This window comes from Streptomyces erythrochromogenes (assembly GCF_036170895.1).
Lineage (GTDB): Bacteria > Actinomycetota > Actinomycetes > Streptomycetales > Streptomycetaceae > Streptomyces > Streptomyces erythrochromogenes.
Genome location: NZ_CP108036.1, coordinates 445,773 through 467,092, shown reverse-complemented (window position 1 = coordinate 467,092; position 21,320 = coordinate 445,773). Strand labels below are relative to the sequence as shown.

Annotated in this window: 19 protein-coding genes and 1 pseudogene; 9 read left to right on the top strand and 11 right to left on the bottom strand. The window is 73.5% G+C overall.

The window, feature by feature from the left end:
* Positions 1–245 precede the first annotated feature (245 nt).
* The 4 genes from OHA91_RS02290 to OHA91_RS02275 all read left to right on the top strand — a co-directional run bounded on the left by OHA91_RS02290 (position 246) and on the right by OHA91_RS02275 (position 3,442).
* A complete protein-coding gene (locus OHA91_RS02290) occupies positions 246–1,475 on the top strand; it encodes a serine hydrolase domain-containing protein (protein ID WP_266496132.1) in 1,230 nt (409 codons plus the stop codon).
* 60 nt (positions 1,476–1,535) lie between these two features.
* Positions 1,536–2,060, top strand: coding sequence for a GNAT family N-acetyltransferase (locus OHA91_RS02285; protein ID WP_266496134.1), 525 nt, complete (start codon positions 1,536–1,538; stop codon positions 2,058–2,060).
* 60 nt (positions 2,061–2,120) lie between these two features.
* The gene (locus OHA91_RS02280) at positions 2,121–2,915 is read left to right on the top strand and encodes a class I SAM-dependent methyltransferase (protein WP_328738447.1); all 795 of its coding nucleotides are present in this window, start codon (positions 2,121–2,123) and stop codon (positions 2,913–2,915) included.
* Between the two features lie 128 nt (positions 2,916–3,043).
* Positions 3,044–3,442 carry a Cif family virulence factor gene (locus OHA91_RS02275; protein WP_266496137.1) on the top strand — a complete coding sequence of 133 codons (399 nt, stop codon included), beginning with the start codon at positions 3,044–3,046 and terminating at the stop codon, positions 3,440–3,442.
* A 13-nt stretch (positions 3,443–3,455) separates the two neighbouring features.
* On the opposite strand, the gene OHA91_RS02270 is transcribed toward OHA91_RS02275, so the two are convergent.
* Positions 3,456–6,671 (bottom strand): amidohydrolase family protein, encoded by a 3,216-nt coding sequence (locus tag OHA91_RS02270; RefSeq protein ID WP_328738446.1) that lies wholly within the window; start codon positions 6,669–6,671, stop codon positions 3,456–3,458.
* 207 nt (positions 6,672–6,878) lie between these two features.
* Here OHA91_RS02270 and OHA91_RS02265 point away from each other — a divergent pair, with 207 nt between their 5' ends.
* On the top strand, positions 6,879–7,769 hold the full coding sequence (locus tag OHA91_RS02265; protein ID WP_328741058.1) for an aminoglycoside phosphotransferase family protein: 891 nt from the start codon (positions 6,879–6,881) through the stop codon (positions 7,767–7,769).
* Between the two features lie 66 nt (positions 7,770–7,835).
* Here OHA91_RS02265 and OHA91_RS02260 read toward each other — a convergent pair.
* Positions 7,836–8,352, bottom strand: a pseudogene (locus tag OHA91_RS02260) (hypothetical protein).
* Between the two features lie 41 nt (positions 8,353–8,393).
* The gene (locus tag OHA91_RS02255) at positions 8,394–9,020 is read right to left on the bottom strand and encodes a sigma-70 family RNA polymerase sigma factor (protein WP_328738445.1); all 627 of its coding nucleotides are present in this window, start codon (positions 9,018–9,020) and stop codon (positions 8,394–8,396) included.
* 78 nt (positions 9,021–9,098) lie between these two features.
* On the opposite strand from OHA91_RS02255, the gene OHA91_RS02250 reads away from it, so the two are divergent.
* Complete coding sequence (locus OHA91_RS02250) at positions 9,099–9,959, top strand: alpha/beta fold hydrolase (RefSeq protein ID WP_328738444.1); 861 nt, start codon at positions 9,099–9,101, stop codon at positions 9,957–9,959.
* 165 nt (positions 9,960–10,124) lie between these two features.
* Here OHA91_RS02250 and OHA91_RS02245 read toward each other — a convergent pair whose 3' ends face one another.
* From OHA91_RS02245 to OHA91_RS02235, 3 genes are all read right to left on the bottom strand, one after another.
* Positions 10,125–11,309, bottom strand: coding sequence for a cytochrome P450 (locus tag OHA91_RS02245; RefSeq protein WP_328738443.1), 1,185 nt, complete (start codon positions 11,307–11,309; stop codon positions 10,125–10,127).
* Positions 11,299–12,006, bottom strand: coding sequence for a cyclodityrosine synthase (locus tag OHA91_RS02240; RefSeq protein ID WP_328738442.1), 708 nt, complete (start codon positions 12,004–12,006; stop codon positions 11,299–11,301). Before OHA91_RS02240 ends, OHA91_RS02245 begins: the two co-directional genes overlap by 11 nt.
* Positions 12,007–12,251: 245 nt before the next feature.
* Positions 12,252–13,127 carry a PhzF family phenazine biosynthesis protein gene (locus OHA91_RS02235; protein WP_328738441.1) on the bottom strand — a complete coding sequence of 292 codons (876 nt, stop codon included), beginning with the start codon at positions 13,125–13,127 and terminating at the stop codon, positions 12,252–12,254.
* 103 nt (positions 13,128–13,230) lie between these two features.
* Between OHA91_RS02235 and OHA91_RS02230 the strand changes: the two genes are divergently transcribed.
* On the top strand, positions 13,231–14,193 hold the full coding sequence (locus OHA91_RS02230; protein WP_328738440.1) for a TAXI family TRAP transporter solute-binding subunit: 963 nt from the start codon (positions 13,231–13,233) through the stop codon (positions 14,191–14,193).
* Between the two features lie 45 nt (positions 14,194–14,238).
* Here the strand turns inward: OHA91_RS02230 and OHA91_RS02225 are convergent, their stop codons facing one another.
* From OHA91_RS02225 to OHA91_RS02205, 5 genes are all read right to left on the bottom strand, one after another.
* Positions 14,239–14,409, bottom strand: a complete 171-nt coding sequence (locus tag OHA91_RS02225) for a hypothetical protein (protein ID WP_328738439.1) — start codon at positions 14,407–14,409, stop codon at positions 14,239–14,241.
* Between the two features lie 8 nt (positions 14,410–14,417).
* The gene (locus tag OHA91_RS02220; protein ID WP_328738438.1) at positions 14,418–14,873 is read right to left on the bottom strand and encodes a hypothetical protein; all 456 of its coding nucleotides are present in this window, start codon (positions 14,871–14,873) and stop codon (positions 14,418–14,420) included.
* Positions 14,874–15,143: 270 nt separating this feature from the next.
* On the bottom strand, positions 15,144–16,523 hold the full coding sequence (locus OHA91_RS02215) for a sensor histidine kinase (RefSeq protein ID WP_328738437.1): 1,380 nt from the start codon (positions 16,521–16,523) through the stop codon (positions 15,144–15,146).
* Positions 16,520–17,194, bottom strand: a complete 675-nt coding sequence (locus OHA91_RS02210) for a response regulator transcription factor (RefSeq protein WP_266496163.1) — start codon at positions 17,192–17,194, stop codon at positions 16,520–16,522. The genes OHA91_RS02215 and OHA91_RS02210 overlap by 4 nt, the downstream gene beginning before the upstream one ends.
* A 64-nt stretch (positions 17,195–17,258) precedes the next feature.
* Positions 17,259–18,701 (bottom strand): MFS transporter, encoded by a 1,443-nt coding sequence (locus tag OHA91_RS02205; RefSeq protein WP_408059147.1) that lies wholly within the window; start codon positions 18,699–18,701, stop codon positions 17,259–17,261.
* Positions 18,702–18,994: 293 nt separating this feature from the next.
* On the opposite strand from OHA91_RS02205, the gene OHA91_RS02200 reads away from it, so the two are divergent.
* A complete protein-coding gene (locus OHA91_RS02200; protein ID WP_328738436.1) occupies positions 18,995–20,335 on the top strand; it encodes a phytase in 1,341 nt (446 codons plus the stop codon).
* Between the two features lie 76 nt (positions 20,336–20,411).
* Entirely contained in the window at positions 20,412–21,251 is an 840-nt protein-coding gene (locus OHA91_RS02195; protein WP_328738435.1) for a PaaX family transcriptional regulator, read from the top strand.
* The last annotated feature ends 69 nt before the right edge of the window (positions 21,252–21,320 follow it).

The window sequence follows — 21,320 nt, the reverse complement described above, 5'->3', positions numbered from 1 at the left end:
CAGGGGAAGCATCGCAAGGCGGAGGGGCGCCCGAGTACTGGACGTACTTGGGCGCCCCGACGACCTGGGGGTCCCCCCGGACGGAGTCCGGGGGATGAGGTGCGGTGCCGGACGCCGCGGGCCAGGCGGGACTTTGACGACAGGACCTAGCGGTGCCTGCGACGGCTCGCCTCGCGGCAGCGGCGCCACGGGCCTAGCCTGACCGTGTATGCCGTGCCCTGGTCCCCGTACCGCAGGAGGCATTGGTGAAAACGACGCACATACGGCTTCGCCGGGCCTGCGCGGCCACCGCCGCGGCGGGCCTGCTCCTCACCGGGGCCGTCACGGCCCCCGCGTACGGGGCGCCCACCCCCGGACCGTCCGTTACCGCCACCCCCTCCCCGGACGCGGGCGGGGAGTTCAAACAGCTCACCCCGGCCGTCGCCGTCCAACTCGACGCCGCCATACGACAGGTCATGCGCGAGGCCCAGGTGCCCGGCGTGATCGTGGGGCTGTGGGCACCCGGCAAGGGCAGCTACGTGAAGACCTTCGGCGTGGCCGACAAAGCGACCGGCGCGCCCATGCGGACCGACCTCAACACCCGCATCGGCAGCCTGACCAAGACATTCACGGTCACCGCCCTCCTCCAGCTCGTAGACCAGGGCAAGATCGGCCTCGACGACCCCATCGGCGACTACATCTCCGGCGTGCCGAACGGCCAGCTCATCACCCTGCGCGAACTGGCCGGCATGCGCAGCGGACTGTTCAACTACAGCGAGGACCCGGACTTCGACAAGGCGTTCACCACCGACCCCGACCGCCTCTTCACGCCGCAGGAGTTGCTCGACTACTCCTTCAAGCACCCGGTGCAGTTCGCGCCGGACGCGAAGTTCCAGTACTCCAACACCAACCTGATCCTGCTCGGCCTGGTGATCGAGAAGATCACCGGTCGGCCGCTCGCCGAGGTCATCGACGAGGACGTCGTGGCGGCGGCGGGACTGCGCCGCACCCTCTTCCCCACCGGCGCCGAGTTCCCCGCACCGCACGCGCAGGGCTACACCGACCAGACCGCGTCCGGGAAGGTCGAGGTGTCGACGGACTGGAACCCGTCCTGGGCCTGGGCGGCCGGCGCGATGATCTCCGACCTCCAGAACCTGCGCAGCTGGGCCCGCACCCTCGCCACCGGCACGCTCCTGACGCCCGCGACCCAGGCCCAGCGCCTGAAGACCACCTCGGTCGGCATCCCGGGCGCCGGCTACGGACTGGGTCTCTTCGACGTCCAGGGCTGGATCGGCCACAACGGCTCGCTCCCGGGCTACGAGAGCCTCGCCGTGTACCTCCCGCAGGCCCGGGCGACCCTGGTCGTGATCCTCAACACCGACATCCTGCACGACGGCCAGGAACCCAGCACGCTCTTCGGCGAGGCGATCACCGGCATCGTCAGCCCCGACAACGTCTACCCCGGTCACAAGCCGTCCGAGCCGAAGTCCGGCTGACGGACCCGGGCCCCCACCGGGCCGGACGGGTCGGATGATCCGACTGTTAGGGTCCCAGGCATGCCCCAGCTCATCGCCCCCAGCCCCCACCTGCACGGATCCTGGACCGCCGCACAGCAGGAGTGGGGGCCCGATGCCCACATGGACGGCGCGGGGCTCGGCTCGGACGACGACGTCGACAGCCCGGAGGGCTTCGCCGCATGGACGCAGAAGCTGCGCCGGTACGGCGACCGCTCGCTGCCGGTCGACCACGGCCGCGTCCACGCCACGTACTGGTGGATCACCGAGGACGACACCTACCTGGGCGCCATCGACCTGCGCCACTACCTCAACGGCTTCCTCCTCGACGCCGGCGGCCACATCGGCTACGGCATCCGGCCCTCGGCCCGCAGGCGGGGCCTGGCCGGCTGGGCCCTGTCCGCCGTCCTGCACGAGGCGCGCGTCCTCGGGATGGACCGGGTCCTGCTCACCTGCGACCCCGGCAACGAAGGCTCCGTCCGCACCATCGAGCGGTGCGGCGGCGTACTGGAGGACGTGCGCGAGACCCTGATCGGACCCAAGCGGCGCTACTGGATCACCCTCTGACGAGCCCCGCAGGCGTGTCGTGCGGGTGCCGAACGGCCGCGGTGGGTCGATAGTGGGGCCGTGAGCGACTGGTCGCAGGGATCCGGGCCGAGCGGTGGCGGCCCCGACGGCACCGCCTGGTCGGGACGCGAAGGGGCGCAGGCCTTCGCGGCGGTCGAGGCGGCCACGGACTGGCTCCTCGGCTACCCGTTCGTCCTGCGGGCCCTGGCCGGCCGCATCGGCGCAGGCCAGGTCCTGGTGGACTACGGGTGCGGCCCGGGCAAGGTGGCCGACCACGCGGCCCGCGTGCTGGGGGCCCGGGTGCTGGGCGCCGACACCTCCCCGCAGATGCTGGAGCTGGCCCGCGCCTCGGCGACCGCGGTGGCAGGCTTCCACCTGGTCGAGAACGGGCGCGTGACGGGTCTGCCCGACGGCTGCGCGGACGCGGTGATGTGCAACCACGTCCTGGCCTCCCTGCCCACCGAGGACGCCCTGCTCGGTGTGTTCGGCGAGATCCGCCGGCTCCTGCGGCCGGGCGCCCCGCTCGTGCTGCTGACCACCGATCCCGCCTGCAGCGGCACCGAGTACGCCTCGCTGCGGATCGGCGAGCCGGGCGAGGTGTACGCGCCGGGCGACGAGGTGACGGTACGGCTGCGGCGCACCGACGGAACCTGGCAGGAGATGCGCAACCACGCGTGGCCCGTGAGCCTCTACCCGGAGCTGCTGGAGCGCGCCCGCTTCCGCGACGTCGGCCGGCACCGGCCGTCGGTGGAGGAGGCGCTCACCGTCGCCGACCCGGACCTCGTCGCCGCCCGTCCGTGGTCGGCGGAGTGGGCCAGGCCGCCCCTGGTGGTCACCACGGCAAGCGCGGCCTGACCGTCCCCCCTGCGGGCGCAGCCGCCTCAGGAGCAGAGGCTGCGCTGCCAGCGGTGTCGTACCGACAAGAAGCCCCTGGGGGCCCAAGGCGATTGTGGGCGGGGGCCCGGCGAATTAGTGTCACCTGCATGTCCAAGGCCGAGATCGACATGGTGACCGCCGAGTTCTTCGGTTCCTTCGACAACAGGGGCGGCAAGGCCGCCGACGTGGCCCGGATCCGCCGACTCGCACTCCCCGGCGCGGTCATCGTCATGACCGGCCCGCGGTTCACGGCCTACACCGTGGACGAGTTCATCGAGCCCCGCCAGGAGCTGCTGGCCGGCGGCCGGCTGGTGGAGTTCTCCGAGTGGGAGACCTCCGAACGGACCGAGATCGCGGGCGACATCGCGTCGCGGTTCGGCGAGTACCGCAAGTCGGGGGTCCTGGACGGCGAACCGTTCGAGGGCGGCGGCACCAAGACCATCCAGTTCGTCCGCACCCCGCAGGGCTGGCGCATCGCGGCGTTCTCCTGGTACGACCGGCCCTGACCGCCGCCGCTCCCTAGAAGCCGTCCTCCCGGTCGCCGCAGCAGCCGTCCCTGAGCATCTGGTGCAGCACTCCCCGCCAGTCGTCGGCGGACGCGACCGCCGGGGCGGCGGAGCGGGTGAAGGCACGCTCCAGTACGGGGCGTTCGTGCAGGACACCGCCGCGAAGGGCCGCGCGTACCCGGACCAGGTCCGCGAAGTCGGCGAAGGGGTCGCCGTCGACCAGGGTGAGATCGGCGATCCGGCCCGGCTCGACCGTGCCGAGCCGGTCCGCGACGCCGAAGACCCGGGCCGGCGCCACGGTCACCGTGGTCAGGGCCTGAGCCGGCGACATCCCGTACCGGTGCAGTGCGCGCAGGGACAGGTGCAGGTGCAGCCCGACCGGGGTGAGCGGCGCGTCGGTGCCCAGCGCGAGACGCCCGCCCTCCTCGACCACCCGCCGGTAGACGCCGACCTCCCGCTCCAGGACTGCGCTCTGCTCCGCGCTCGGCGGATGCGCGGCCGCGGCCCGGACGGCCTCCACGTCCCAGGGCGGCATAAGCCCGGTCACGCGGGCGTCGGCGGCCAGGGCCGGATCGGCGCCCAGCAGCGGCAGGGCCGTGAACGGGGTGGCGATGAGATCGAAACCACCGCGCGCGTACACCTCCACCGTGTCCTGGTACGTGTGCCCCCGCGGGGTCGCCCCGTGCCCGTACTCGGCGCGCTCGGTCGCCACCAGGTGCGTGGTCAGGTCCTGGCCCGACTGGATGCCGGGGGCGCACAGGTGGGAACCGGCCTTGACGCCGAGCCGGTCGTGTGCGAAGCGGGCCGCGTCGGCCATCAGCTCGTAGGGGGCGCGTACGTACGTCTTGACGAAATCCCAGTCCAGGGCCTCGGCCCGGGCCAGCGAGCGGGCGAATCCCGCACGGGTGCGGTGGGCGCGCCCCATGCTGTAGGCGACCCGGGAGCCGTCGAGGAGCTCGCCGCCGGCCAGCAGCCGGGGGGCGGCGAGCCGCCCGGCGCGGATGTCCTCGCGCAGCCGGGCCTGCTCGTAGGCCGAACCGCCCAGCGAGACCGTGGTGGTGACGCCGTACGCGAGGTGCAGGGCGCCCTGCCGCGCCCCGTAGGTGTACGGGTACGGATGGACGTGGGAGTCCCACAGACCGGGCAGGACCGTGCCGCTGGAGACGTCGACGGTGCGGGCGGCCCGGCGGCCCGGCCGGTGCGGCTCGACGGCGGTGATCCGACCGCCGCTGACCAGGACGTCCACGTCGGCTCGGGGCGGGGAGCCGGTGGCGTCCCACAGCAGTCCCGCGTGCACGACGGTGTCCACGGGCGCGGGGCGGCGGTGGTCCAGGGAGACGCGCACGGTACGGGGGGCCGCGGCGGGCGCACCGGAGCCGTCGAGGGCGAGCAGGCGCAGTCGGGCGCAGGACTGGTAGAGCAGGGTGCGGGAATCCCCGGCCCACGACGGGTGGTCGGCGGGCTCGTCGGTCAGGCGGCGGGCCGGCCCCGCGGGCGTGCCGTCGGGACCGACGGGCAGCAGCCACAGAGCCGACTCGCTGACGCAGGCGAGGAAGCGGCCGTCGGGCGACCAGACGGGACCCGAGGCGTAGCGGTCCGCCAGCGAGGCGTGCGGGGCGAGCGCGTACAGGCGGGCGGCGCCGGTGGCGGTGTCGACGATCCGGATCAGGTTGTAGCCCTCGCGGAAGCGCCGGCTGAGCCGGTTGCGGTCGCACAGGGCCACGTACCGGCCGTCGGGCGACCAGCTGGGCGGGCCGGGAAGCCCGCCGCCGCCCAGGGCCGGGACCAGCGGGGTCTCCGTCCCGGTCGCGAGGTCGCGTACGAGGAGCCGCCCGGCGAGGTCGAGGGCGGCGAGCCGTCCGCCGTCCGGGGACAGCACCCCGTAGACCCGCCCGCCCGGCGCGAGCACGCTCTCCCGGCCGCCGTCGAGCTCGCGGCGGCGCACGGTGTTCAGCCCGTCGCGGTCGTCCGTGTAGACGAGGGCCCGGCCGTCCGGGGTCCACACCGGTCCCTGGACGTACGCCGTGACGGGAGCCTGGACGATCTTGCGCGGTGCCGCGCCGGTGACGGGGGCTACCCACAGCGCGTTCAGCGCGGCGAAGGCCACGCTGCGGCCGTCCGGGGACAGGGCCGGCAGGTGGATGCCGCGCACGGGGCGGCTCCGCTCGGCCTCCAGGGCGTACTCCTTGACCCGGTGGCGGGGGCGGGCCACGTGGAGGGTTGCGTCGAGGGGGATCTCGTGGCCGTCGCCGTGCCGGTGGGGGCGGATGATCCGGAACCGGCCGTCGAGGGTGATCAGCAGGCGGTCGTCGCCGATCCAGCGCGGGGGAGCCGGTGCGAGGTCGCCGTCGAGCGCGACCGGCCGGCCGTCGGCGTACAGGGTGAGGGTTTCGGCCTTGCGGGGGCCGGGGGCCGCGGACAGCCAGGCGGTGCGCCCCGCCGGGGAGAGCGCGGGCGTCATCAGCCGGCCGTCGGCGACGGTGTGCTCGACCCGTACCGGGCCGGGGGCGCCGGAGCCGATGTTGCCGTCCGTGTCCGCGTCGGCGTCGGCGTCTGCGGACACGGAGGCGATGGTCCGGGCGGTCAGCGCGTTCCCGGTCGGGGTGGCCCGGACGAACAGCACCCGGGACCCGTCCGGGGACCACACCGGATCGAAGTCCTCCCACTCCCCGCCCTGGCCCGGGCCGTCCTGCCCGGGCAGGCCCGTCAGACGGCGCGGGGGGCCACCGGTGACGGGGACGGTCCAGATCCGGTACGGGCTGCCGGCCACCGGATCGCCACCACGCTCGGAACAGCAGGCGAGGGTACGGCCGTCGGGAGACCACGCGGGTGCCCGGTGGTCGAACGGGCCGTCGGTGAGCCGGCGCAGCCCGGAGCCGTCCGCGTTCATCACCCAGAGGTGGAAGGTGCCCCCGCGGTAGGCGCTCATCGCGACCTGGCGGCCGTCGGGGGAGAAGACCGGCCGCCCGGGCTCCAAGTCGGGCGGGGTCAGCGCGGTCGCGGGCGAACCGTCCGGGGGCAGCGACCACAGGACGTTCTGCACCTCGGCGACGACGCGGTCCCCGCCCGCGGTGGCCGTCGCGGCACCGTTGGTGGCGCGGGTGAAGCGGAGCCTGACCGGCGCCGCTGCGTCCGCGGCCTCGCGGGCGTCCGCCGGAGAACGCCCGAGCAGGGCCGCCGCGGCGCCCATCGACGCCGCCTGGAGCACGGTCCTGCGGGCAACTCGCATGCCGACCACTCGCCTCACTCGTAGAGGTACCTGGCGCCGACGACCCGGGACGGCCCGTCAGCCAGCGAACGATCAAGACCCCCGCCGGGCAACGGCGGCAGGCCCGTCGCGGCCTGCCGACCGGTCGGCAGGCCGCGACCGGTCGGAACAAACCGTTTGACCGGGGCCGTCTTCGGCGGTCGGATGGCGGTCGTGATCACAGGACAGATGCACCCCGGGCAGCACCCCGTCGACGAAGGCCTCGTACGGCGGCTGCTCGCCGCGCAGTTCCCGCAGTGGGCGGGGATGCGCGTGGAGAGGTTCCCTTCCGGCGGCACGGTCAACGCCATGTTCCGGCTGGGTGAGGACAAGGTCGTACGGCTGCCCCTGCTCGCAGGCGGTGCCGAGGACATCGCAACGGAACGGAACTGGCTGCCCCGCCTCGCCCCCCGGCTGCCGACGGCCGTTCCGGAGGTACTGGGGGCCGGCGAACCCGCCGAGGGGTATCCGTGGCAGTGGTCGGTCTACCGGTGGCTGGCGGGCGCGAACCCCGAGGCGGGCGCGCTGGGCGAGCCCGAGGCCCTGGGCCTGGCCCGGGACCTGGCCGCCTTCGTGGAGGCGATGCGGGGCATCGCCCTGCCGGGGGCGCCGCAGGCCTACCGTGGCGGGCCCGTCGCCGCGCTGGACGCGCCGACCCGGGCGGCGATCGCGGAACTGCGGCTGATTCCGGAGGAGGGCGTCGACTGCGATGCGCTGACGGCCGTATGGGAGGAAGCGTTGCGGGCCCCGGGGTGGGACGGGCCGCCGGTCTGGCTGCACGGTGACCTGATGCCGGGCAACGTGCTGGTGGACGGCGGACGGCTGACCTCGGTCATCGACTTCGGGTGCATGGGGGTGGGGGACCCCGCGTGCGACCTGTTCCCGGCGTGGAACCTGCTGCCCGCCGGTGCGAGGGGGGTCTTCCGCGAGACGCTCGGCGTGGACGACGCGACCTGGATCCGCGGCCGCGGCCGGACGCTCTCCCAGGCCGTGAACGCCCTGCCCTACTACCGCACGACGAATCCGACGATGGCGCGCAACGCCCGGCACGTGATCCGGGAGGTGCTGGCGGAGCGCTGACGGGCCGTGGGGAGCCGCAGGGCGGGGCGCGTCGCTCACGCCCCGCCCCGCCGGCGCGACCGTCGCTCAGGCTCTGGCCGCCTTCGTGCAGGCCGCGCTGCCCCCGCAGAAGGTGACGTCCCAGTGGTTGCCCTCACGTGCGTACACGTTGCCCGCACTGGACCGGTAACGTGCCGCACCGTCGCCGCGGTTGGCGATCCTCGTGAAGGAGCCGGTGATGTGGTTGCCCACACAGCTGGTCGGACTGAAGTCGATCTTGTATCCGTTCCAGTGGCTGTAGGTGCCGGAAAGCGTGTCCCGTCTCGGTGCCGCCCGTGATGGTCAGGGCGCAGGTGCTCGCCCTGCGCAGGGTGGTGACGTCGCTGATCGTGGCGGCGTTGACCTGCTCCGGCGAGGTGCAGCCCGGGTTGTTGTGGTTGCTGCAGCTCCCGCGTGGGGCGCCGTTGCCCAGGCCTGACAGGACGGCCGTCCGGTGCAGGACACCGGTCCGCAACCGGACGGGAGGGGCGAATCGAACGCAGGGGAAGCACCGGTCCGGCGCGGGTGGCGGAGGAAGGCGGAACGGCTGAGAGCAAGCGCTCACGAGCGCTTGCTCTCAGGTGGGGGAGGGGTGCCCGCTCGTGCTCAGGCTTCGCCCCTGAGGCGGTCGCGCTGGAGCTGGCGGGCGACGGTCCGGCGCACCGACGCCGGGGCCGGGGCCGAGTCCGACTTCGGGCCGGACCCGGCGGCGGCCGTCTTCGGGTCGGTGTCGAGGCCGCGGCTGATCTCGTCGTACGCGGCCCGGAAGGCGGCGGGCAGTTCGGCGGCGCCGAGCCTCAGGTCCGCTTCGAGGAGGCGCCGCAGCTCGTCGGTGCTCTCGGGCGTGAAGTGCTTCCGTCCCCTGGCGAGGGCGCCGACGAAGCGGGCGCAGCGCGCTGCGTCCAGGGCCTCGGCGACCTCCTCCGCAAGCGCCCACAGGCGTCCTTCGAGCCATGCGGCGTCGCGCTGGTCGAGGGTGAGTCCCAGCCGCGGCAGCGGATCGTCGGCCGCGAACCGCGTCATCTGCTTGGAGACGGCGGGCTGGCTCATCTCCGTGATCCGGGCGATCTTGTCCTGCGTCCAGCCGAAACCGGCGAACAGCTTGATCATCTCGGTGCGCAGCCGACGCATCTCCTCGCCCGCACGGATGACGTCGTTCATGCCGGCGAGCATCCGCGCCGCTTGTTCCTCGGTCAGCGCCCCGGGCCCGTGCCGCACTCCGTTTCCTTCCACGACTCGGTTATACACCCGGAGGGCCGCACTGCCATAACCCGGTTGTACAACCTGGTTATGAATGCCAGGATCCGCCCCATGACCGCACCCGCATCCGCATCCGCATCCTCAGCCGCATCGTTCACCGCGCCCGACGGAACCCGCCTCGCCTACCGCACCCACGGCAGCGGCGACCCGCTCGTCTGCGTCCCGGGAGGCCCCGCGGACTCCGCCTACCTCGGCGACCTCGGCGGCCTGTCCGCCCACCGCCGCCTGATCGTCCTGGACCTGCGCGGCACCGGCCGCTCCGAGGTTCCGCAGGACACCTCGTCCTACCGCAGTGACCGTCTCGTCGACGACATCGAGGCCCTGCGGGCGCATCTCGGCCTCGGCCGGATCGACCTGCTCGGCCACTCCGCCGGGGCGAACCCCGCGATGCAGTACGCGGCCCGGTACCCGGACCGCATCGGCAGGCTCGCCCTGATCACCCCGGGCACCCGGGCCGTCGGCGTGGTGATCACGGGGGACACCCGGCGGGAACTCGCCCGGCTGCGGGCGCACGAACCGTGGTTCCCGGCGGCCTTCGCCGCGCTGGAGGCGCTCATCGCGGGCAGCGGCGGCGACCGCGACGCCATCGGCCCCTTCTTCTACGGTCGTTGGGACGCCGAGGCGCGGCGTCACCACGCGGCGGGCAGCCCCGACAACCCGGAGGCCGTCGCGCTCTTCGGAGCCGAGGGTGCCTTCGATCCGGAGGCCACCCGCGCGGGTCTCGCCGCCCTGAGCGCCCCGGTCCTCCTGCTCGCCGGAGAGTTCGACCTGAACAGCCCGCCCGGGTCGGTAGCCGCATGCGCGGAGCTCTTCCCCGACGCCACGCTCGTCGTCCAGCGGGGAGCGGGCCACTACCCCTGGCTGGACGACGCCGACCGGTTCGCGGCGGCCGCCTCGGCGTTCCTGGGATGAACCCGCCCGCACCGGCCGCCCGCACCCGCACCCGCACCCGCACCCGCACCCGCCCCCGCCAGTACCCCCGTACGCCCCCCCGTGCGCACGGGGACGACCCCGGCCGGATTCCCCCCGGCCGGGGCCGTCTTCACGGTGCGGGCGCGCCGCCGCGCGCCGGCGCCGCTACCAGAGGACGGGGAGCCGCTCCGGCAGGCGCTTCATGAAACGGGTGCGCCAGACGAGCTGGTCGAAGGGCACGGCCAGCTGGAGGTTGGGCATCTTCTCCAGCAGGACCTCGATGGCGATCTCCGTGTGCCGCTTGCCGAGGGCGGTGGCCGGGCAGTAGTGCGGCCCGCCGCCGAACGACAGGTGCGTACCGGCGTTCGCGCGGTCGATGTCGAAGACGTGCGGGTCGGAGTACACGGCCGGGTCGGTGTTGGCGGCCTCGACCAGGACGAGCAGCAGCTCGCCCTTCTTGACCTCGACGTCGCCGAGGGTGACGTCCTCCAGCGCGAGCCGCGGCAGCCCGTCGGCGATCGACAGGTTCACCCGCAGGAGCTCGTCCACGGCGGCCGGGATCTTCTCCGGAGCCTTGCGCAGCTGCTCCCACACGTCGGGGTTCTGCAGGAGCGAGACGATCGCCATCGTCAGGAAGCCCATGGTCGAGATGACGCCGGCGCCGAACAGCGTGACGCCGACGACCGCCAGCATCTCGTCCGTCAGGTGCGCGTAGTCGGGGTCCTCGCGCAGCGCGGCGAGCTCGGCCATCAGGCCGACCGTGGCCGGGTCGTCGAGCCGCTCCACCATGTAGGCCATGTCGCGGTCCCAGTTGAGCTTGGCGCCCGTGACGGGGCAGGCCGAGTTCATGAACGCGATGTCGAGGCTGGCGGCCAGCTGCGGGGCGTCGGCCTCCGGGATGCCGAGGATGCGGCAGTGGAGGTTCTCCGCGTACGGGTTGGTGAACCGGCCGCGCAGGTCCACCGGCGCGCCGCTGCGCAGGAGGCCGTCGACGAGGCTGTTCGCCTGGTCGCGCATCCAGCCGGTGAGGTCGCCGGTCTTCGGGTTGATCGCCTTGAGCACGGCCTTGCGCAGGCCGGCGCCGGTGATGTTGCCCATGTTGTTGACGACCTCGGGCGGGATCGTCAGCGCGTACTGCCGGGGCACGCCGGGGGCCGAGGTGTCCTTCAGGCTGAACCGCGGATCTTCGAGGACCTGCTTGCAGAGTGAATAGGACGAGACCAGCCAGGCCTCGTCACCGGCTATCGTGCGGACACGCTTGACCGGCTCGTCGCGCAACTGCGCGACCTCGGCCGGGAGTTGGTCGCCGCGTGCGGAGAACGGGAAGTCGAGGAGGGTGTCAGTGGGCATCGGAGTCTCCTTCGGCGGGGGTGATGATGGCGTGGCCCTGGTTGCGTGAGGCGCGAAGCCCCGAGCCGCGCGAGTAGAGCAGTTCCGCCATGGGCAGGAGCTGGTGGTAGCAGTTGAGGGAGGACGGCACGCCCAGGATGGCGGGCGTGTCCAGGAACAGCGGCGCCTCGGCGCAGACGTACTCCAGGCAGACCTCGCGCTGACGGGGGGTGGCAGCCTTCCCGTTCAGCACCTTCGATGAGAGGAACACGTCGACAAGGGAGTTGCAGGTCTCGCGGAACTCCGGGTCGATGTCGAGCAGATTGTTCAGGTGGTTGTGGAGGCTCCGGTACGCCGGGATGTCGGTGAGGGACGACATCGGACGGGCCCGGAGGCGGACGCCGGTGGGGTCGGCTTCGGCGGCGGCGTTGTTGACCTTGGCGCGGACTCCGCGCAGGTTCTTCACCGCCTTGCGGCGTGCTTCGTCCTCGCCGTATCCGAGGGCCTCGTACATCTCCGCGACATGCATGTCGGTGTAAATGAGGTCGACCTGCGCGAAGTTGCGCATGCCCCACTGGGCGAGGTCTAGGACGCGCTGTGCTGAGAAATAGCTGTTGCCAGGCGAGATGCCGATGACGGCGTGATCGCCTTCATCGTTGATCACCTGGCAGTGCGGGGTGTATGGCCGGACTGTGAAGACTTCGATTGCTGTCGTCAACAGGGGTCGGGTCCTTTGCGCCGCAAGTCCCGTGGGGCCCTGTGCCCCGGGTGTGGCGGCGACGTGATGGAAGGTACCCGAACTCTGAGCGACGTTCCATGTCTTCTGGGTAGTAACTCATCTGTCGGACAGACCAGTTGACCTGGGCATCTTTCCCGGGCCCGGACGGGTGCCGCGACGGCGCCGACCTGGTACTCGTCCATACGGTGAGTGTTCATCAGGTCTTCACAGTCGAGCTCGGCGGGTCAGCGTCCGGGATCCGGGAGCTCGCGGAGGCGGCCCTCGGCGACGAAGGCGACCTCGCCGCCGACCCGCACGGCGCGGACGTCCGCGCCGCGGCCGTCGGCGCTGACGGCCATCGCGCTGGGGCGCCCGGTGAAGCGCCCCTGCCGCAGGACCCACTGTTCGCCGTCGCCGGTACGGCCGTGCCGGCGCAGGTACGCGGCGCCGCAGCCGGCGCCGCTGCCGGTGGCGACGTCCTCGACGAGCCCGTCGTTGGTCCAGTGCCGTCCCTCCGCCGCCGCCGCGTCCAGGACGTACGCGAACTCGGCGCCGAGGCGGGCCAGCGGCACGTCGAGCGGCGCGACCACGCGGGCACGGGCCAGCGCGTCGCCGCGGACGGGGAGCACCAGGTAGCGCAGGCCGGTGGAGAGGACCTCCGGCGGCAGGCCGGGGTCCAGGTCCCCCGGTTCGAGGCCGAACAGCGCCGCGAGACCGCTCGGGTCGGGGCGGCCGAGGAATACGGCGGGACCCTGGTCGAGGAGGCTCGCGTACCGGCCCGGCCCGCGGCGCCGGGTGGCGACCTCCACCGTCCGGGCCGGCAGCCGCAGCGTCCAGGCCCCGCGATCGGCGCCCCCGCCGTGCAGGTCGTGCAGGACCGCGGCGGCGCCGACGAGGGGATGTCCGGCGAAGTCCAGTTCCCCGGCGAGGTCGAAGACGCGGGCCCGCCAGGTGCCCTCGGCCGGTTCGTCGCGGACCAGGAACACGGACTCGAAGTGCCGCAGTTCCCGGGTGACCGCCAGCATCTGGGGCCCGGTGAGACCGGCCGCGTCGGGGAACACCGCGAGGCCGTTGCCGCTGTAGGGGCGGTCGGTGAACACGTCGACGTGATGGAAGCGCATGGGCCGACACTAGAGGGGTGCCGCCCCCGCGCACGGGTGGTGGTGCGTGCCGCATGATGGTGGGCCACCCCGCTCACCCGACGACACTTCCGGAGGCCGGTCGTTGAACGGACCGTCGCGCCGCGCCGTGCTGGGCGCCGGGCTCGCCGCCGCCGCGGGTTCGCTCGGCGGATGCTCGGGGGGCTCCGGCCCCGTACGGCGGCTCCGGCTCGCGACGGGCCCGGAGGGCGGCCCGTACAACGCCTTCGGCAAGGCCCTGGCGCTCGCCGTCGGCGCGAGCGATCTGCCGCTGGAGATCATCCCCGTGAGCACCGCGGCGAGCGTGAACAACCTGCGCAGCCTCGACGAGGGCTCCGCGGAGCTGGCCCTGGCCATGGCGGACGCCGCCGAGGACGCCGTGCTGGGGCGCGACTCCTTCTCCAGGCCCGCCGCGGTGACGGCACTGGCCCGCGTCTACGTCAACTACACGCACCTCGTCGTCCCGGCGGACGGGCCGGTGCGCGCGGTGACGGACCTCGCCGGACGCCCGGTCGCCGCCGGTGCGACGGGATCGGGGGTACGGGTGGTCGCCCAGCGGGTCCTGCGGGCGGCCGGACCGGCCGGCGCCGCCGCACCGGCCGACGAGCGGCCGCTGGGCCTCGCCGCGTCGGTGACGGCGCTGCGCGAGGGCACGGTCGACGCGCTGTTCTGGTCCGGGGGCGTGCCCACGCCCGCCCTGGCCGCGCTGGCGCGCGAGCTGCCCCTGCGGTTCCTGCCGCTGGACGCCTACGTGGGCCCGCTGCGGGCACGCTACGCCCCCGTCTACACGGCGGTCACCCTGCCGGCCGGGGTGTACGGGCTGACGGAACCGGTGGGCACCATCGGCGTCGGCAACTACCTCCTGGCCCGCACGGACGTGCAGGAGGGCGCCGTACGGGAACTGCTGCGGGTGCTCTTCGACCGGTGGCGCGACCTCCTGCGTGAGGTGACGGCGGGCGCCCGCCTGGAGCCGCGCTTCGCCATTTCCACGGGCCAGGTCCCCCTCCACCCGGGCGCGGCGGCGTACTACCGCTCCGTCTACGGCTAGTGCTGTGACCCGGTGAGCCTTTCCGGCCCAGGCCCGTTCCGGCGGTCACCTCCCCCGGCCGCTGCGCTCCGGCGGCCGGGGGAGGTGGTGGTGCGTCAGCATGGTCCTCAGCTCCAGGGTCTCCGCCGGGGTGAGCTTCAGGTTGACGCCCGGCTTCCGTTCCGGTCCCGGCCGCAACTCGTCGGGAAAGTGGAGTCCGGCGCAGTGCGGACTCATGGTCACTATCAACGAGTGGGTCGCGCCGAGAGGTCCGTCGCCCACGGCCGGCTCGACCAGCCCCTGTCCAACTGGTCCCACGTGTGGAAGACCCCTCGCCAGCTCACCATGACGGCCACCGTCACCGGGCGCCGCGCGTTGAGGAAGACCATGAGGCGCCACGGCACGATCCAGCCGAGGAACAGTCCCGCGAAGATCCCCACGGCCGGCACCGGCGACTTCGCACCGGCCACCGTCGCGGCAACGGTTGCCGCCAGGCACAGGATGCCGGTCAGACAGCCGAACGATCCGCCGATCGCTGTCGGCCCCTTCTGGGAGAGGGTCCACGTACCGCACTCCGGACTGCTGCAGATGCTGATGATCTGGTCCAGGCCCGGGCGCTCCGCGGGATCCTTCGCCAGGCACGCACTGATCAGCGGCTCCAGGGCCGGGGGAACGCCCTCGATGTCGGGGTCCCCGTACACCACGTTGTACCGGACGTCCGGACTCGTTCCGTTGCCGAACGGGGGCCGCCCCGTCGCCGCGGTCGGTGTCCGCGCGCGTGTCCGCTCCGACGATGGTGGGCGTCCAGGTACCGCTCACGGCGCGGGCCGCCTCCACCTCGCGCTTGAACCGCTGCCGGTAGCCCGGCTCCGACACGACCGACGCGCCGATCAGTTTGACCGCCACCGGTGTTCCCGACTCGTCGTGCCCGAAGAAGACCTCACCCATCCCTCCTCTCCCCAGAACCCCGCTCAACGCGAAACCTGTGCCGGCGGGAGGTGGAGCCGTGCGACCAGGCCGTGCGGGGTGTTTGCGGCGAGGCCGAGGGTGCCGCCGCTGGTGCGGGCGATCTCGTCGGCGATGGCCAGGCCAAGTCCGCTGCCCGGGACGTTCTGGTGGGCGGGCGAGCGGGTGAACCGCCGCAGCAGCAGGTCCGGTTGGTCCTCGGGTACGCCCGGACCGTCGTCCGCGACCCGGACGACGGTGCTCCCGTCCGGCCGGCATGAGGCGCTCACCTCGACGCGTCCGCCGCACGGCACGAACTTGACCGCGTTGTCCAGGAGCGCGTCCAGGACCCGGCCGGCCGCGTCGGGCAGGGCATGTGCCCACAGGCCGTCCGGGACGCCGGCGGCCGTGAGCTCCAGCCCCGCCGCGCGGAAGACCGGGACCCAGGCCGCCACCCGGTCCCGTACCGCCCGGGACACGTCCTGCCCCGTCAGCCCGGCCGCGCCGGATTCGACGCGCGCCAGCGCCAGCAGACCGTCGAGCAGTTCCTCCAGGCGCTCCGCCTCGTCCAGGGCGCGGGCGTGCTCGGCGAGGCCCGGTCCGGGGGCGACGTGCGGCTCGACGTTCTCCAGCTGCAGCACCAGCGTGGCCAGCGGATTGCGCAGCTGGTGGGAGGCATCGGCGACGAAGTCGCGCTGACGGCCGATGGAGTCGGACACGGCCTCGGCCATGGCGTTGAAGTGCCGCCGCAGACGGCGCAGTTCGGGCGGGCCGGTGTCCGAGCCGGCCCGGGCCTGCAGACTCCCGGCGGCCAGCCGCTCCACCGCCCGGTCCAGGTCCAGGACCGGCCGCATCAACCAGCGGGCGATCCCCGCGGCGACCAGGGCGGCCGCAGCGAACGAGGCGAGCGCCCCGGCGGCGATGAGCGACCAGCGGACCGCGACGTCCCGGCGTGCGGCATCCGTCGGGACGGCCAGCAGGACCGCCCCGCTGACCCGCTCGTCGCGTCCCACCGGCTCGGCGAGCACGACGTCGCCCGGACCCCACGGGCGCAGGGTCGGCAGCCGGTCGGTGGAACGCCCGGTCAGCGCGCGCCCGCGCGCCTCCACCGCCCCGGCGCCGGGTGCCGCCCCCGCCCGGGCCAGGGTCGAGCCCGCCGTGTCGACCACCACCACGCCCGCTCCGTACAGGTCGGCGTACCGGCCGATCTCGGCCGCCAGCTCGGCCCGGTCGGCCTCGGTACGCATCCGCTCCGCGAGATCGGCGAAGCGTACGGCCTCCGAGCGCCGCTGGAGCAGCAGGTGCTCGGTCCGCCCGCGTGCGTACCCCTCGGCCAGTGGCAGGCACAGGAGCAGCGCCGCGACCCCCATGAGGACCGTCAGCACGGCGAGGAGCCTGCGCCTCACCGCTCCCCGCCGAGCTGGTAGCCGTAGCCGCGGACGGTGCGGACGAGCCCGGAGCGGCCGGTCTTGGCGCGGATGCCGGCCACGTGGACGTCCAGCGAGCGCGAGGCGGCGAGGAAGGCGTCGCCCCAGATCCGGTCCAGGATCTCCTCGCGGGAGTGCACCTCGTCGGGCCGGGCGGCCAGGAAGGCGAGGACGTCGAACTCGCGCCGGGTCAGCCGTACTCGGGTGCCGGCGACGGTGACGGTACGGCCCGCCAGGTCCACGTCCACGTCCCCGCGGCGCACCGCCGCCGTGCCCGGGGCATCGCGGTCGGCATGTGCGTCCGTGCGGCGCCGGACGCTGTCGATGCGGGCCATCAGCTCGGCCATCCGGAACGGCTTGACGACGTAGTCGTCGGCGCCCGCCCGCAGACCCTGCACGATGTCGCGCTCCTCGCAGCGAGCGGTCACCACGATCAGCGGCACGCCGCAGACGGTCCGAAGCCGCCGCAGCAGCTCTATCCCGTCCAGGTCGGGCAGCCCCAGATCGAGCAGGACGAACTCGGCCTCGCGGGTGTGGCGCAGTGCGTCCTGGGCCCGCGCGACCCGGCGGACGGTGTGCCCGCGCTGGGCGAGGGCGGTGCCGAGCGCCTGGGCCATCCTGTCGTCGTCCTCGACGAGGAGCGCGTGCATGGGAAGCCTCCTCGCGCCGGGGCGTGCGGCCCGCGCGGCCGCCGCCCCAGGCTACCGTCGCCGTTCAGCGCACGGCTTCGGCGGGAGCGGCGGCCGGGTCCCCCCGGTCGGCGGCGCGATCGGCGTCGGAGTCGGCCTCGGCGCGGCTGAGGGCCGCGTTGCGGGTGTCAGGCATCAGCACGTAGGTCACGAGGGAGATCAGCGCGCACCCGGAGACGTACCAGAAGAACATGGTCTCGTGACCACTGTTCTTGAACCAGAGCGCCACGTACTCCGCGGTACCGCCGAAGAGCGCGTTGGCGATGGCGTACGGCAGGGCCACGCCCAGGGCGCGCACCCTGGTGGGGAACAGTTCGGCCTTGACCGCCGCGTTGATGGACGTGTAGCCGGTGATGATCACCAGGGCGAGCAGCGACAGCCCGAGCGCGGACCAGTACGAGGACGCCGACCCGAGGGCGGTCATGATCGGGTACGTGCCGACGGTGCAGCCCACCGCGAAGGTGATCAGCAGGGGGCGGCGGCCGATCCGGTCGGACAGCATGCCGGCGAAGGGCTGGAGCACGGCGAAGAGGGTCAGCGCGGTGAAGCTGACCAGGGTCGCGGTGGTCTTCTCCATGCCCGCGCTGCCGACCAGGTACTTGGTCAGGTAGGTGGTGTAGGTGTAGTAGGCCACGGTGCCGCCGAGGGTCAGGGCCATGACCAGGCCGGCCTGCCGCCGGTACTGCCACAGGGCCTTGATCGTGCCGCGGGTGCTGTCGTCGTGCGCGTCCTCACCGGACGCCTCCTCCTGGAAGGCGTCGGTCTCCTGGAGCCGGCGCCGCAGCCAGAAGACGACCACCGCGAACAGCGCCCCGAGGACGAAGGGGATCCGCCAGCCCCAGCTCTCCAACTGGCCCGTGGTGAGGGTGTGCTGCATCGTGATCAGGATGCCCAGGCCCAGCAGTTGGCCGCAGGTCATCGACACGTATTGGAAGGACGACCCGAGGCCGCGCCGGTTGCGGGCCGAGGCCTCGGTCAGGTAGGTGGCGCTGGCGGCGTACTCGCCGCCGATGCTCATCCCCTGGAGGAGACGGGCCAGCAGCAGTACCAGCGCGCCGAAGTAGCCCGCCTGGCCGTAGGTCGGGGCGACGGCGATGAGCAGCGCCGCCACGGACATCATGGTGACGGTGAGCGTGAGCGCGCTCTTGCGTCCGTGCCTGTCGGCGGCGCGGCCGAGGATCCAGCCGCCGACGGGGCGCATGAGGAAGCCGACCGCGAAGATCCCCGCGGTGTTCATCAGCTGCGTGGTCGGGTTGTCGCCGGGGAAGAAGGAGTCGGCGAAGTAGATCGCGAAGCTGGCGTAGACGAACCAGTCGTACCACTCGACGAGGTTGCCCAGGGAGCCGCCGATCAGAGCGAGGCGGCGCTTGCGGCGCTCGTCACCGGGCGTCGGAGCGGCAGTCGGAGCAGGGGTGCGTCCGGGCTGGGACCCGGGCTCGGATCCGGGCGCGACGGCGGACGGGGACATGGCGGCTCCAGAGGGAAGTCCCTGATGGGAGAGGGGAGAACGGCCCCGACGGCGGGGGAGTGTCCAGAGCATGCGGGCCGCGTCGCACCCGGACAAGCTCCGCCGCGCAGATCTAACGTTCCGCTAAGGAAGCGGATCTGCACGGGATTTCACGGGGCGGTCATGCTCACGTCATGTCCGCTCCATGGTGGTCACCCGCGGATGGCCCACGGTGGGGGCGGCCCGGCCGCGGAGCACCCGTGGGACCCGACTCCGCTGCCGGCCGCTCCCCGACCCCGTGACCAGGAGGCAAGATGAGCGCGATCTCGAGAAGGCGGACGACGGCCGTCGGCGTGGCCGCCGTGGTGGCCCTGGGCGTGATCGCCGTACCGGCGCACGCCCGCGGGGACCGCGGCGCCCCGCCGTCACTGCCCCAGGTGCCCGCCTCCGTCGAGACGCCCTCCCTCTTCGACGACGAGGCGGGCGGCAACGCCAACGCGGACGACCCCGCGATCTGGCGCAACGCGAAGGACCCCGACCGCAGCCTGGTCATCGCCACCGCCAAGGAGGGCGGCCTGCGCGTGTACGACCTGGACGGGCGCCAGGTGCAGTCCCTGCCCGCCCCGCCGCCGCCCCGGGAAGGGGACGCCGCCGGCCGGTTCAACAACGTCGACCTGATCTCGGGCCTCCGCTTCCCCGACGGCCCCCACGACGTGGCCGTCGTCTCCGACCGGGGCCGCGACCAGCTGCGCGTCTACCGGATCGACGCCGGGCGGACCGGCGCGCGCCTGGTCGACGTCACCGACGAGTCCGCCGCACCGCTCGTCTTCTCGGCCGGTCCGGACGAGGTCGCCGACCAGCGGACCGCCTACGGGCTGGCCGCCTACACCGACCGCCGCAGCGGCCGCTCCTTCGCGGTCACCAGCCGGCGCCACGCCACCGCACTCGCCCTGGCCGAACTCCTGCCCACCGCACAGGGGAAGGTCGGCTACCGCACGGTCCGCACCACCTCGCTGCCCGCCTCCTTCCGGCTGCCCGACGGCAAGACCTGGACTCCCTGCGGCGAACCGGGCGAGGAACCCCAGGTCGAGGGCATGGTCATCGACCCGGACAGCGGCGACCTGTACGCGGGCCAGGAGGACGTCGGCATCTGGAAGCTCGACGCCGACCTGCGCTCGCCCGCCCGGCTGATCGAGAAGGTCCGTTCCTTCGGGGTGCCCGGCACCTGGAACCCGCAGACCGAGGAATGCGACACGGGCGCCGACCCCGGCTTCGGCGGCCGCCACCTCTCCGCCGACGTGGAGGGCCTGACCATCTGGCGCGATCCCGAGCACCCGCGCCGCGCCGGCTACCTGCTCGCCTCCAGCCAGGGCGACGACACCTTCGCCGTCTTCGACCGCGAGCGCGGCGACCGTTACGTCCGCGGCTTCCGCATCACCGCCGGCATCAGGCCCGGAGCGCCCGACGGCTCGCAGGAGTGCGACGGCGCCGCCGTCACGAGCGCCCCGCTGGGCAGGCGGTTCCCGAACGGCCTCCTCGTCGTCCAGGACGGAGCCAACACCCCCGGGACCACCGGCCCCGACGGGGAAGCCCGTACCGACACCGACTTCAAGTTCGTCGACCTGGGCCGCCTCCAGCGCGCCGTACGCCTGTGACCGGCGCCGGGCGGCCGCGCGGAGCCGCGGCCGCCCGGCTCGGTAGGATCGCCACCGCACACGACGGAAGGCGATCATGGCGGACAGTCCCCTCAGGCCCAGCTCGTTGATCAACACGGTCTACGGGGCGTTCCTGCGACGCCTCGGCGGCTGGATCTCCGTCGCCGACCTGCTGACCCTGATGGCGGAACTGGACGTCGACGGCCCGGCCGCCCGCTCGGCGATCTCCCGGCTCAAGAAGAAGGGCGTCCTCGAACCGGAGCGCCGCGGCGCCACCGGATACCGGCTCAGCCCCGCCGCGCACCCCGTCTTCGACGAGGGCGACCGCCGCATCTTCGGCAGCCTGGAGCCGGCCGAGCTCGGCGACGGCTGGGCGATGGCCGTCTTCTCCGTACCGGAATCCGAGCGGTCCTACCGCTACCAGCTGCGCACCCGCCTGACGTGGCTGGGCTTCGGCAACATCGCCCCCGGCGTGTGGCTGGCGCCGGCCCGACTCCTCGGCGACGCCCGCGACATGCTCGTACGGCGCGGACTCAGCGAGTACGTCCACCTGTTCGCCGCCGACTACGCCGCCTTCAGCGACCTGCCCGGAACGGTCAGTTCGTGGTGGGACTTCCCCGCGATCGAGGAGCAGTACGCCGGCTTCACCGAAGCGTACGGCCCCGTCGCCGCGGCCCTGGCGCAGCGGACCGACATCGGGGGCGCCGAGGCGTTCCGCCACTACGTGCCGATGCTCACGCAGTGGCGCCGACTGCCCTACCTCGATCCCGGTCTGCCCGCCGAACTGCTCCCGGCCGACTGGAACGCGGTGGCCGCGCGCCAGGTCTTCCAGCAGCTGAACGAGGTGCTCGCCGCCCCCGCCCTGCGGCACGTACAGGAGATCACCGGTCTGCCGGAGGCGACGGAACGGTCCTGAGAACAGCGGGCTTGGAAACGCCGGTCCGGGCCGCCGGCACCATACGGTGCTGGCGGCCCGGACTCAGCG